At 55.7% G+C, this 13,813-nt stretch carries 9 protein-coding genes; 2 read left to right on the forward strand and 7 right to left on the reverse strand.

Annotated features, from left to right (window positions below; translation table 11 throughout):
* Nucleotides 1–155 precede the first annotated feature (155 nt).
* The 6 genes from ACTG2S_RS13190 to ACTG2S_RS13215 all read right to left on the reverse strand — a co-directional run bounded on the left by ACTG2S_RS13190 (nucleotide 156) and on the right by ACTG2S_RS13215 (nucleotide 9,084).
* Nucleotides 156–2,420, reverse strand: a complete 2,265-nt coding sequence (locus tag ACTG2S_RS13190; protein WP_439982609.1) for a hypothetical protein — start codon at nucleotides 2,418–2,420, stop codon at nucleotides 156–158.
* Between the two features lie 20 nt (nucleotides 2,421–2,440).
* A complete protein-coding gene (locus ACTG2S_RS13195; protein ID WP_439982611.1) occupies nucleotides 2,441–4,000 on the reverse strand; it encodes a hypothetical protein in 1,560 nt (519 codons plus the stop codon).
* A gap of 299 nt (nucleotides 4,001–4,299) precedes the next feature.
* Nucleotides 4,300–4,572: a hypothetical protein gene (locus ACTG2S_RS13200; protein WP_005337011.1), complete on the reverse strand. Its 273-nt coding sequence runs from the start codon at nucleotides 4,570–4,572 to the stop codon at nucleotides 4,300–4,302.
* A gap of 379 nt (nucleotides 4,573–4,951) precedes the next feature.
* A complete protein-coding gene (gene guaA / locus ACTG2S_RS13205) occupies nucleotides 4,952–6,541 on the reverse strand; it encodes a glutamine-hydrolyzing GMP synthase (RefSeq protein ID WP_040066364.1) in 1,590 nt (529 codons plus the stop codon).
* A gap of 84 nt (nucleotides 6,542–6,625) precedes the next feature.
* The gene (gene guaB / locus ACTG2S_RS13210) at nucleotides 6,626–8,089 is read right to left on the reverse strand and encodes an IMP dehydrogenase (protein ID WP_005360033.1); all 1,464 of its coding nucleotides are present in this window, start codon (nucleotides 8,087–8,089) and stop codon (nucleotides 6,626–6,628) included.
* 443 nt (nucleotides 8,090–8,532) lie between these two features.
* A complete protein-coding gene (locus ACTG2S_RS13215) occupies nucleotides 8,533–9,084 on the reverse strand; it encodes a cytochrome b (RefSeq protein ID WP_088869154.1) in 552 nt (183 codons plus the stop codon).
* 289 nt (nucleotides 9,085–9,373) lie between these two features.
* Between ACTG2S_RS13215 and xseA the strand changes: the two genes are divergently transcribed.
* Nucleotides 9,374–10,753, forward strand: coding sequence for an exodeoxyribonuclease VII large subunit (gene xseA / locus ACTG2S_RS13220; RefSeq protein WP_439982613.1), 1,380 nt, complete (start codon nucleotides 9,374–9,376; stop codon nucleotides 10,751–10,753).
* 116 nt (nucleotides 10,754–10,869) lie between these two features.
* Here xseA and ACTG2S_RS13225 read toward each other — a convergent pair whose 3' ends face one another.
* A complete protein-coding gene (locus ACTG2S_RS13225; RefSeq protein ID WP_005337027.1) occupies nucleotides 10,870–11,589 on the reverse strand; it encodes a GntR family transcriptional regulator in 720 nt (239 codons plus the stop codon).
* 247 nt (nucleotides 11,590–11,836) lie between these two features.
* Here ACTG2S_RS13225 and mngA point away from each other — a divergent pair, with 247 nt between their 5' ends.
* Entirely contained in the window at nucleotides 11,837–13,783 is a 1,947-nt protein-coding gene (mngA, locus tag ACTG2S_RS13230) for a PTS 2-O-a-mannosyl-D-glycerate transporter subunit IIABC (protein WP_439982614.1), read from the forward strand.
* Nucleotides 13,784–13,813: the final 30 nt, after the last annotated feature.

Below are 13,813 nucleotides of genomic sequence, written 5' to 3' on the forward strand. Positions count from 1 at the left end.
ATGACGCTTAGCCACCCCAGCAAATTAACGAAACAGGTAGGGTGCAATAAGCACAGCGCATTGCACCGTTTACTGAGCGGCTTTTGTGCAAGGTATAAGAAACAAAAGTAGAGGTGCAATTTCATTGCCCCCTACGGACTTGAAACAGACTGTTTTTATTCAAACCGCTGCTCGTGTTCCATATCCTCCCGCAGCTCTCGTTCTTTCTGGCGCTCGATTAGCTGAACCAAGTTTGCAGAGACTGTTTGAGCCGCAGTCGAAATATCTGCTCTTTCATGTTCAACCAACTTACGAATTACCTTCGCTCTGGACTGCATTACTTCGACTCGACTGCCAGACCAAGAGGAAGGAGTGACGCGCTCGGCGAATATTTCCAGAACAATAGCTGGCTCAGGAGATGACTCAAGCAGCCTGAGAGCTAACTCTGACATCTCAAGTTCTTCAATCTCTTCATTCTTCTTCCACAAATTAATACCAGCAGCCACAGACTCCCATACATTTATATTGTCTCTAGCTCGGCACCACTCTATCAATACATCCATATCGATCTTGGAGAGAGGAGACTGTAGCAATCCTCTATGGCGGATAAAAAACAACCGCCTACGTTGTTGTTCTTCCGTACCCTCCAAAATACGATTGAGAAATGCTTCTGGCATCAATCCCGCTGTTGTATTAATGGCACGGTTGAAAGCATGAATGTAGCCATGGTGCTTCTCAACAACAGCAAAGATCGTGTCCAACCACTCCAGCTTTTCAGCCTCATTACCATCAAAACGCAGTGCAGCCTGAATAACTAGAGCCATACGATAATCAAAAGACCCACTATAGTTAAGGTGTTTTCTTGTAATAATCTGGATTGCAGCCCTTAGACCTATCCGCCGAAGATCAGTTCCGAGAACATCCCTATCACGTTCTTTATCACGTAATCTAATGCTTAGAGCATGCACAACAACATCATCACCGTTAGGTTTACTTAGAAGCTGTAGAGCAAGATCAAGAACGCGCTCTCTGGGCAAATGAGCATACTTATCCTGCCAAAGGATTGGCCCATACATGCTGAGAGGAATATCAACATCATCCAGAAGTACCATACAACGGTTTAGATCAGTTTCTGTGAACTTCCGCTGAGAATGTAGACCCACCAACACGCGTCTAAGATCAGGATGTTGGGCACAATACTCAAGCATCTCCTCAGCTAGCGATGGATTGATAGATTCAACCTCTCCGATGAAACCGCCAAAGACAGCAAAATCCCTGCAAGTTTCAGGCTGCTTTTCGAGTTGCTCAACAAGTTTCAACCAACCAGCTTGTAAGTCATGGGCTCCTCTTGCCAACCCTCTCCCGAATGAAATGCGGTATGGCAGCCAATCGTTGGAAAACAGCTTAGGACATAGCTCATTTAGCCCATATTCAGATGCAGCAAACGCCTCACCCAGCCTAAATGCCCTTGCTTCAAGTTGATTCTCAGATTCTTGAAATACATCGGTGTCACTATATTCAAAATCAGTTTCTTGCACACAAGAATCAAGTTCCGGACTTAGTACATAAATCATGATATTTGGAACCAAACCTTGGGGCCTCAGCGCCCTCTCCAATGCAGCAAGATTGTCTGGTAGAGGTTCGACATCACTCTCACCTTCTAGATTGATATGGTCAAAATAGATTGTTGAACGAATTGCAATCCAACCTTCCCCCCAAGGGTGATGAGCGTGTAACTTGTACGCAGCATCGACTAATACGATTCTCATCGCTTCTTCACCCCACATATCACGAAATGCATTTGCTAGGATATTCCGCGCAGAGCTTTCAAGATTTGGATCTCTGGAAGTGCCCAATTTGACTGCAATATCGATAAAAGCTTGGCGCCACTCAGATAATTCATCCTGACTGGGGTTAAATCCATTGTCTCTTGGCCGAGCACCAAACTCATTCATTCCAAAGCAAGTCCAATGAGCCTCTAAGGCAGTCGAAAGCATCCTGAAACCCAATGCTCTACGTCGAGCAACGCCTGATGTAAGACATTCATTCATAAATGAAATACGTTGCGATAAGGAAGCATGCGTACCTGACAGATATGCTTGATAAAATTGTGTAATCTGATTTCTCACCGAGTTGTTATCGTTGTATTCCTCTTCATAGTCCGCTAATTGAATGAGAAGTCTGATACACCGCTCGAAGGCTTTCGATTCATATGCCAGTAACTGCAAAAGATTGATAATTGATGTTCGACGAGGATTATAACCTGGCATCATGCCTTCAAAATCAGAAGCAATAAGAACAGTTTCAATTCTGTCTAGCAATGCTTCTGGAGCAACCGGTGCGATATAATTCAGTATTCTGTCAGATATATCGCTTAATTCTGTTAACCGTCCCAACAACCCGTCAGGCTGAAGCCAACACTCAACAATTTCTTTCGCCACGGGATGATCGTGCAACAGCCCTAACCTGTGCGCGAAAGACATGAGTAAACGTTGACTACCGGTGGCTTCAAAGGTCGCCCTGAGTTGCTCAACTGGAATGCTATCAAGTGCCAATGCAGCCAGCCTATTGGCAACGGCATGAGGCAAATGGCCCGCCAATGGGCCCTCTTTTGTACGATATGGCGATCTGACAACTTGCTTGTTGCTCGGAACAACTGGCTTACGGAATACCCCGAGATAGAACCCAATACTTCCAGTTCGTTTTGTCCTTCCTCAGCCGTTGAGACCGAAAATGAATAGACTAGAGACAATATTTCAGCCTGCTCCCGTAGACTATCATCCGGATTGTTTCGCTGTTCAAACAAACGGTTAAATAACTGTGCATCTGAAAGCTGGGCCAGACTTTCACCTTCCTCAACTCTCTCAGCAATAGCCAGAGAAACACGCGCATTACCATCAGCAAACTCTGCTATTCGGCGGGCATTATTTCGATCGATATTGGGAAAACGACGTAGAACAAGCTGTTCGGCAACCTCAGGCCCCACCGCTTCAATCTGGATGACCTCTGTGATCTGAGGCTTGTCATCTCTAATGTCATACTCAACGGTAATAAGGCTGATCGTACCTTTGGCCGCTACTTTACTGGCTAGAAGAGTGTGCAATTCAGAAGGACAATTATCGAGGATCATAATGGCCCGCCGTCCCTCAGCTATCAGTCTATCCAACATTGCTGTGGCAGAGGGTTCCGGGTTTTCACCGGTATCAACATAAACTGCGATAGTCCGATCGAGCGCATCTGCTCCGACTGATTCATCGAAAAGAGCCTGTACAATTCGGGTCTTTCCAACACCGGATAATCCCGTAATCCGAACAGCTTTATTGGTTGAACGAATCAGCTCACGCATTGGCCCGATTGCGTCCTGAATGGCTAGTTTTTGCCCTTTTCCTGATGGCAGAGTAATTGTCACCCCGGGAGCTGAAATCAAGGTATCTTCTGACCCCTGAGGTGGATTGCTCCATGCCCCATATGGCTGCCAACCAGAATATCCCTGACCAAGTATTTTTTTGGCCCAGAGCATGACTGATGGGTGCTGTCGCAACCATTGCACCAGTTTCGAGCGGTCGTAAAAATCCAACTGAATATTGGAGCGATGAGGATCATCCTTCACTGCATCCTTCATGGCCTTGAGCCGATCCTGTTTCATAGGAGGAGAGCAATCATCGCTTAAGCTGATGATGATATAGCTACCACCCTTTGCTGCTAGCTCTGCGATAGCGCGTGATAATTTTCCTGCGGGGGCCATTTCCTTGCTGATTGCCGATTTCGGCATACTGTGTATTTTGGCCTGAAAGACCGTATCAGGTCTTTCAATAAAGCCCGTGATCATGTGCTCGACCGGCACTTGAACATGAACATCAATACCGCCATCGGGAGCATTTATCGAGCCAGACCAGTGTACATAGGCAGGGCTATGACCATGGGCTGCAATCTCCGCCTCGGCAAGGCGCGCTATTAACTCTTCAAGCTGGGTATCAGAGAACCGGAGTAAATCGTCTTTCTCAATATCAAAAATCGCCACGATGCCCTCTGATGCTTCCGAGTTAGAAGGCCACTATGTTATTCACATATAAATCAATTATCTACTTGTACAGGAAATGGTGTGACCTATATCGGGAGGTGATTGCATTTCGAACAAAAATATCTACCCACGTCAACAATCGTATGAGTTTCATTTCTCCACTGTTTAGTTGTCCGAACAAAATTTACGTGCAAACTCCAGAAACAAGAAAGACGCCCTAAGGCGTCTTTCTTGTTTCTAGAATCTGGAGCAAACAGGTTGGAGACTATTCCCCATTCCCGCCTTGCCCCACCACCCAATCAAATCGGGGTGATGGAAGTGATATGGGCATCCCCGTCCAGTGATTTGAAGATCTGTACCACGGCTTCGCCATGGATCGGTTTGGCAAGCGGCACAGTGCTCTTGCACTTGAAGCGGTAGTTGGTGCCAGCCACCACTTGAGTGGAGACTTCAAAGGGTACGTACTGCACCCCGACAAATCCTTTCAGCGCCTGATCAAATACCGCCTGATCCTCGGCGGTCAGCTTGTGATATGCGGTCCATCCACCCACCAACACTGCTTGTTCTGACATATCAAACTCTCCGTGCTCTATGATCCCGACTCGTTTGGCCGTTCGGGCTGCGCCCCGTTGATTCAAGTGGTTTCCGGTCTCCACCGGGGTGTCATCACTGCCGGTTGGCGCGATGACGATGGGCCCGTTTGCGCAGCTATCTGCAACTGGATCAGCCCTCCCCCCAGCCACAAGCCGCTGTTGACAGCGGGCTCAATTGGCATGAGAGAGCCTAGTGCGAGATGGCAAAAATGCCCCTGTCACATATGACAGGGGCAAGGTGGCAAAAAAGCTGCTCGAAAAAAGAAGATGTGTGGCGCAAACGATTGAGAAAAGAAAAGACGCCTCAAGGGCGTCTTTTTGCATTTTTATGCTCGAAGGGCAGAAGGGCGCGAGCCGCTTATTCCCATTCGATGGTTGCGGGCGGCTTGCCGGAGACGTCGTACACCACGCGGGAGATACCGTTGATCTCGTTGATGATGCGGTTCGATACGTGACCGAGGAAGTCGTACGGCAGGTGAGCCCAGTGGGCGGTCATAAAGTCGATGGTTTCGACGGCGCGCAGGGCAATCACCCAGTCATATTTGCGACCATCGCCCATCACGCCAACGGAGCGCACCGGCAGGAACACGGCGAACGCCTGGCTGACCTGGTTGTAGAGGTCGGCTTTGCGCAGCTCTTCGATAAAGACCGCATCGGCGCGGCGCAGAATATCGCAGTACTCTTTCTTCACTTCGCCAAGGACGCGCACGCCCAGACCCGGGCCCGGGAACGGGTGACGGTAGAGCATGTCGTAGGGCAGACCCAGCTCGAGGCCGACGCGGCGCACTTCATCTTTGAACAGCTCGCGCAGCGGCTCGACCAGACCCATCTTCATCTCTTCCGGCAGGCCGCCGACGTTGTGGTGAGACTTGATGACGTGGGCCTTGCCGGTCTTGCTGGCAGCGGATTCGATAACGTCCGGATAGATGGTGCCTTGCGCCAGCCACTTGGCGTTTTTCAGCTTTTTCGCTTCGTCGTCGAACACTTCAACGAAGACGCGGCCGATGATCTTGCGCTTGGCTTCCGGCTCGTCAACACCGGCCAGGGCAGAGAGGAAACGCTCTTCCGCTTCAACCTTGATGATGTTCAGACCAAAGTGGTCACCAAACATCTCCATCACCTGCTCGCCTTCGTTCAGACGCAGCAGACCGTTGTCCACGAAGACGCAGGTCAGGCGATCGCCGATGGCGCGGTGCACCAGCATGGCGACCACGGAAGAGTCGACACCGCCGGAGAGGCCGAGGATCACTTCATCGTCACCCACCTGCTCACGGATGCGAGCAACGGCATCGTCGATGATGGTGGCCGGGGTCCAGAGGCATTCGCAGCCGCAGATGTCTTTGACGAAGTGCTCCAGCATGCGGGCACCCTGACGGGTGTGGGTGACTTCCGGGTGGAACTGCACGCCGTAGAAACGCTTGGCTTCGTTGGCCATGGCCGCGTGCGGGCAGGTCGGGGTCTGGGCGATGGTGGTGAAGTCGGCCGGAATGGTGGTGACCTTGTCACCGTGGCTCATCCAGACATCCAGCAGGGCATTGCCGTTGTCGGCGATGGCATCTTCGATGTTGCGCAAGAGGGCGCTGCTCTTGCCAGCTTCACCCAGCACTTCCACCTTGGCGTAACCGAATTCACGCTCGGTGGAGGATTGCACCTTGCCACCCAACTGCTCGGCCATGGTCTGCATGCCGTAGCAGATGCCGAACACAGGGACACCGGCGTTGAACACGTACTCGGGGGCGCGCGGGCTGCCGGCTTCGGTGACAGACTCGGGGCCACCGGAGAGGATGATGCCGCTCGGATTGAATTCGCGGATCTGCTCTTCGGTTACGTCCCAGGCCCACAGTTCGCAGTAAACGCCGATTTCGCGCACGCGGCGGGCGATCAGCTGGGTGTACTGGGAACCGAAGTCAAGGATAAGGATACGGTGCTGGTGAATGTCTTTAGTCATTTTATTCCTGCATCAGGCTGATGTTGTCACAAAGGGCACGGGATAAAAAAAGGGTGGAAAAACGGGGCGCAGGGCCCCGTTTTATCAGCCCATCCGATAGTTGGGGGCTTCTTTGGTAATGGTCACATCGTGGACGTGGGACTCTTTCATCCCGGCGCCGGAGATGCGCACAAATTCAGCTTTAGTGCGCATGTCGTCGATGGTGGCGCTGCCGGTCAGGCCCATGGAGGAGCGCAGGCCGCCCATCTGCTGGTGGATGATCTCTTTGAGGCGACCCTTGTACGGCACACGACCTTCGATGCCTTCCGGCACCAGCTTGTCGGCGGCGTTGTCGGTCTGGAAGTAGCGGTCGCTGGAGCCTTTGGACATGGCACCCAGGGAACCCATACCACGGTAGGATTTGAAGGAGCGACCCTGATAGAGCTCGATCTCGCCCGGCGCTTCTTCAGTACCGGCGAACATGGAGCCCACCATGACGCAGCTGGCGCCCGCGGCGATGGCCTTGGCGATGTCGCCGGAGAAGCGGATACCGCCATCGGCAATCACCGGAATACCGGTGCCTTCCAGCGCGTCAACGGCGTCGGAGATGGCAGTGATCTGGGGCACGCCCACGCCGGTCACGATACGGGTAGTACAGATGGAGCCCGGGCCGATACCGACCTTGACCGCATTGACACCGGCAGCAGCCAGCGCCTTGGCGCCCGCGGCGGTCGCCACGTTGCCACCGATAATCTGCAGATCCGGATAGGCGTCGCGAGTAGCCTTGATGCGATCCAGCACGCCCTGGGAGTGGCCGTGGGAGGAGTCGATCAGCAGCACGTCAACACCGGCTTCCACCAACGCGGCGACGCGCTCTTCGTTGCCGGCACCGGCACCAACGGCGGCACCGACCCGCAGACGACCCTTGTCATCTTTACAGGCGTGGGGCTTGCGCTCGGCTTTCTGGAAATCTTTGACGGTGATCATGCCCTTGAGTTTGAAGTCTGCGTTCACCACCAGCACTTTTTCGATACGGTGCTTTTGCATCAGGGCAACCACCTCTTCACGAGGGGCCCCTTCACGCACGGTGACCAGACGATCTTTCTGGGTCATGATCTGTTCAACGGTCTGGGAGAGGTCAATCACGAAGCGCACGTCACGGCCGGTGATGATACCGACCAGCTGATTGCCGTCAGTCACCACGGGGTAACCGGCAAAGCCATTCTTGTGGCTCAGCTCCTTGATTTGGGCGATGGTCATGTCAGGGCGCACGGTGACGGGGTCAGTGACCACGCCGCTCTCGTACTTCTTGACCTTGCGCACTTCGGCAGCCTGCTGCTCGATGGACATGTTCTTGTGGATAAAGCCGATACCGCCTTCCTGGGCCAGTGCGATAGCCAGACGGGCTTCGGTCACTGTGTCCATGGCAGCGGAGATCATCGGGATGTTCAAGCTGATGGCGGAGGTCAGCTTGGTACGCAGATCGGCAGTATTGGGAAGAACTTCGGAGTGGGCGGGAACCAACAGTACATCGTCGAAGGTTAACGCTTCTTTGGCAATCCTGAGCATGGCAATATCTCACCGTTGAGGAAGTGGGGGTGTAAAATATTGCCGACGAAGTTTACTCACGCATTGGTCACTGGTAAAGAAGTTTTTTGAATTTTTTATGGCATAGCCCTCTTTTAGGCGGCCAAAACGCCAAAAAACCAAGATTATCAGTACGAAAAGCGCCATTTCGGGGCAAAAGAGTTGGCTAGCCGGTGATTTATGCAAAACCGGTAGGTGCTGACGCAGCGCAACCCCCATGCAACGGGATGGTCGACAGGACCTCAGGGGCAAGCGGCCTCTGCCCCCCCTCCCCTTGTTTTGTGCCCTTGTATTCTCTCTTGCCCTCGCGGCGACCACTCGCACCGGTATCATTCTCTTCTCAATGTCCTTTGCTCGGGCTGGATAATAAATTTCGCCCGCTGCCAATATATATTTACTGGCACAACAAGGGTTGCCTCTCTTTATTATTTTCGCCCCACCATCCGCAGCAAGGTATTATCTTTATCCAGCAGATGATGTTTCAACGCCCCGACAATATGCACCAGCAAAAATGCCAGCATGACATATGGCAAATAAATATGGATTGTGTGAGCAATATCCCGAACGGATTCACTGAGTGGAATTACATTGGCCGGATCATGGATATCTGGATTCATCGGGATAATAGACCAGCCAAATATCGCGACTCCTCGGCCAGCCGCTGCGGAATAACAGAGACCGGACACCGGAATAAGCAGCGTTGAAATCAGCAAACCCCAGTGGATCGCCTTGGCTGCCAATGCCTCGTAAACAGGATATTGACGCACAGGCTCAGGCCACCCTTTAACAAGGCGGAGAATGGCGCGGGGCAGGATCAAGATCAGTGCAATCACCCCCAGAGATTTATGCAGGGCATAGAGATCCCATATTTCAAATTTAACCATCAGATAGCCCACAAGGGTCAGACCAATCATCAGCAAGGCAACCGACCAGTGCAGCAAACGGGTCGTCAAACTTAAGTGGGTTGAGGGATTCATAAGCTACTCCAAAGTGGGGACGAGTGAACGCTGGTCAAGATGGTGGCGCCGTGAACATCAGCAGCACCTGAGAGATCAACGGCATCTAGGCAAGCCGTAACTTGGCCCGATGCGGGCAAGCGCGAGGGCTTTGTCGGGAGCCATACTGCCTGCCCGAATAAACGGCAGCGTTTCCAATCTTGCTTTTCTGCTGCTGGCGCCGCCTGCTTAACGCCCTCCCCCTGTTTCGGGTTAAGATAGCAGCCATCGTTTTATCCCGGCCCCGCCGGAGCAGACCACAGGTACGCCTTTGAACCGATTTACCCCATCCAGTGCGGCGAGCGGCCGCGAGCAGCAGGTCTTTACCGTCACCCGCCTCAACAGCGCCGTGCGCATGATCCTGGAGCAGGATCTGGGGCTGGTGTGGCTGACCGGCGAGCTCTCCAATCTGGCGATGCCAAGCTCCGGCCACTGGTACTTCTCGCTTAAGGACATGTCGGCGCAGGTGCGCTGCGCCATGTTCAAGGGCAACAACCGGCGGGTAGCGTTTCGCCCACAGGATGGCATGCAGGTGCTGGTGCAGGCGCGGGTCTCTCTCTATGAGCCGCGCGGCGACTACCAGCTGATCATCGAATCGATGCAGCCGGCGGGCGATGGCGTGTTGGCGCTGCGTTTTGAAGAGCTCAAGCGCCGCCTCGGCGCCGAGGGGCTGTTTGACGAAAGTCGCAAACGGCCGCTGCCCCGTGAACCTCGGGCGGTGGGCCTTATCACCTCCGCCACCGGCGCCGCCCTGCACGATATGCTGACGGTGCTTAAACGACGTGCGCCGGATCTGCCGGTCTTTATCTACCCGACCCAGGTGCAGGGGAGCGCCGCCATCAGCCAGATCGTCGCGGCGATCGCCAAAGCGAACCAGCGCGCCGAGGTGGATGTGCTGATCGTCGGGCGCGGCGGCGGGTCGCTTGAAGATCTCTGGTGCTTTAACGAAGAGGCGGTGGCCCGCGCCATTGCCCACTCCGCCATACCTGTGGTGAGCGCAGTGGGTCACGAGGTGGATGTCACCATCAGCGACTTTGCCGCCGACTTGCGCGCCCCAACCCCGTCGGCCGCCGCCGAGCTGGTGGCGCCGGACAATCAGGCCCGCATCCAGCGCCTCGCCCACCTTAAACAGCGACTGCTGCAGGCGATGAACCGCCAGCAGACCGCCGCCCGCCACGATTTCATCCTGCTGCAAAAGCGGCTCGACCATCAGGACCCGAAGCGGCGGCTGGAGCAGCAGTCCCAGCGCCTCGACGAGCTTTCCACCCGTTTGCAACAGCTATTGCGCCAGCGGCTGCATCAGGGTGAGCGGCGCCTCACCAACCTTGAGCTGCGCCTGCAGGGCAAGAGCCCGGAGCGCCTCTTGGCAGCTGGCAAGCGCCGCCATCAGCTGGCCGAGGAGCGACTCTATGCCCTGATTGCCAAGCGGCAAGACCTTGCGAGCCACCGCCTCGCCATGCTCACCGCCCGCCTCGACGGGGTGAGCCCGCTCGCCACTCTGGGGCGCGGCTACTCCATCACCCGCACTGCGCGTGGCGAAGTCATCAGCCGCGCCGATCAGGTCAACAGTGGCGACCAGCTCATCACCACCCTGGCGCAAGGGAGCTTGCAGGTACGGGTCGAGGAAGTTATCAAAGACTCAGCGCAGTAGATCGGCTGCATCAAACCACCAGCCAATCTGCTATTCAGCCCGGCAATCAGCCAAAAACAAAGGCCACCACCGCAAACACGGTGGTGGCCTTTTTTATCTCGGGTGCTGGCGACCGCTCACCCCTTGGCGCGGCGCGCCACCAGGGTGAACTTGTAATCATCGCTCTTGAAGAAGTTGCGACTGAACTCGAACACGGTGCCATCTTGCAAGAAGCCGCGGGAGACCTTCTCGATAATGGGTTTGGCAGGATCGATACCGAGCGCCTCCACCACCTGCGCCGAAGGGAGCACCGGAATGATCTCCTGCTCGCTGCGGTCGATCACCAGCTGCTTCACCTCTTCGATGTAGTGGTACTTGGAGCCCTGCATCACCGCATAGCTGAGGTCGGGGAAGAGGGCGAGCGGCATCCAGGTCTCCTCCAGCGTCACTGCAATCTGGCGAATAAAGCGCACCCGCTTGACGTAGTAGACCAGCGCCCCCTCCAGCAGATTGAGTCGCTCGGCCAACTCACTGCTCGCCTTGATCACCTCGAAGGCGAGAATGTCGCTGTGGGTCTCGGCCGCCGGATCGGTCACCTTCTCATAGAGGCTGGTGAGCTGATAGATGTCGTAGTTCACCTTCTCCTGCCGCACGTAGCTGCCGCTGCCCTGAATGCTCTCGATGACGTTGAGTTCGGTCAGCTGCTTGAGGGCCTGACGCACCGTCACCCGGCTCACCCCGAACTGCTCGCGCAGCTCGGCTTCGGTGGGCAGGGCATCGCCGGGGGCCAGCTCCCCTTGCGCAATCCACTGCTGGATGGTGTCGGCTATCTGGCGATACATGGGTTTTTTCGACACGAAAGGCCACCTCGTCGGCTCTGCACCATGATAAATGGAAGAGGCGCCATTCTACCCCAGTTGCCCGGCAGACAAAACGGCTCAGCCTCATTTGACCTAACAAATCACCTTGAACGAACAATACAAAAACAATACAAATAACGAATTGTATGATACCACTCACAAAAATCAGTCGGCCGGTTTGTTAGCATCGCTGTCACTTTCACCATGACGGCTTGCTGGCAAGCCAACCTGACAGAGGATCATCATGAATCTGACCAGTCTTACCGGCCCCCATCTCATCACGTTGCAAACCCGGTTTGCCGATCGGGATGCGGCCATCCATGCCCTGGCTGATCGGCTCGATCAGGCCGGCAAGCTGCACGACAAGGCTGCCTTTCTGGCTGCGGTCATGGCCCGCGAGGCACAGGGCCCCACCGCCCTTGGCGAAGGGCTTGCGGTACCTCACGGCAAGTGCGATGCGGTGCGCGAAGCGGCCTTTGCCGTCGCTACCCTGAGCGAGGAGCTGGGCTGGGAGGGGATCGACGGCCCCGAGCCGGTCAATCTGATCTTCATGCTGGCGATCCCGACCGATCAGGCGGGCTCCACCCACATGCAGTTGCTCACCACCCTCACCACCGCCCTGGTGGATGACGATACCCGCGAGGCGGTGCTGGCGGCCCAGAGTGCCGAGCAGCTGATGGCGCTGCTCGATGGTGAAGGGGATAACGGCAAGCAACCAGAAAAAGAAGACAACTTAGATACAAATCAACCCACTGTGGTCTGTGTCACCGCCTGCCCGGCGGGGATCGCCCACACCTATATGGCCGCCGAGTATCTGGAAAAGGCGGGGCGCAAACTGGGCATTCGGGTACTGGTCGAGAAGCAGGGTGCCAACGGCATCGAGGATCGCTTGCCGCAAGAGGCGCTCGATGCTGCGGTGGCTTGCATCTTCGCCGCCGAGGTGGCCATCAAGGAGCAGGAGCGTTTTGCTGGCATCCCCCGAATCGAGACGCCGGTGGCCGAGCCCATCCGCCATGCCGAGCGGATCCTGAATGAGGCGCTGGAAGCGGCCAAGGCCGGTCGCACCGCCGCGACGCCCAACACCAGCCAAAGCGACGCGCAGACCGGCAAGAAGGTGAGCCTCAAGACCGAACTCAAGCAGGCGCTGCTGAGCGGCATCTCCTTTGCCGTACCGCTCATCGTGGCAGGCGGTACCGTGCTCGCCGTCTCTGTGCTGCTGGCCCAGATCTTCGGCCTGCAACATCTGTTTGACACCGAGAACTCCTGGCTCTGGATGTACCGAAAACTCGGCGGTGGCATGCTGGGCACCCTGATGGTGCCGGTGCTGGCTGCCTATACCGCCTATTCGCTGGCGGACAAACCGGCGCTTGGCCCGGGCTTTGCGGCGGGACTGGCCGCCAACATGATTGGCTCCGGTTTCCTCGGTGGCGTGGTCGGCGGTCTTATCGCCGGTTACCTGATGCGCTGGGTCAAGCAGCATGTGCGCCTTAGCCCCAACTTCAACGGCTTTCTCACCTTTTACCTCTATCCGGTGATCGGCACCCTGGTGGCGGGCAGCCTGATGCTGTTTGTCATCGGTCAGCCGGTGGCCTGGCTCAACAACAGCCTCACCGAGTGGCTCAACGGCCTCTCCGGCACCAATGCGCTGGTGCTGGGCGCCCTGCTCGGCTTTATGTGCTCGTTTGACCTGGGTGGCCCGGTCAACAAGGCGGCCTACGCCTTCTGCCTCGGCGCCATGGCCAACGGGGTCTATGGCCCTTACGCCATCTTCGGCGCGGTCAAGATGGTCTCGGCCTTTACCGTCACCTTCTCCACCCTGCTGGCACCGCGCCTGTTCCAGACCTTCGAGATCGAGACCGGCAAGTCCACCTGGCTGCTGGGGCTGGCAGGGATCACCGAGGGCGCCATTCCGATGGCCATCGAAGATCCGATCCGGGTGATCGGCTCCTTCCTCGCAGGATCGGTGGTCACCGGCGCCATGGTGGGTGCCATGGGAATTGGTCTCTCCACCCCGGGGGCCGGCATCTTCTCCCTGTTCCTGCTCCACGATGGCGGCCACGGCGCCTTGATGGCTGCCGCCGTCTGGCTCGGGGCGGCGCTGGTGGGCACCCTTATCTCCACTGTGGTGCTGATCGGCTGGCGCCGTCACGCCATGCAGCGCGGCACCTATCAGGTGGTCGCCGCAGAGTAAGGCTCATCTTCACAACCGCTTTTTCAACAG

This window comes from Aeromonas sp. 82P, from assembly GCF_051919365.1.
GTDB lineage: Bacteria > Pseudomonadota > Gammaproteobacteria > Enterobacterales > Aeromonadaceae > Aeromonas > Aeromonas veronii.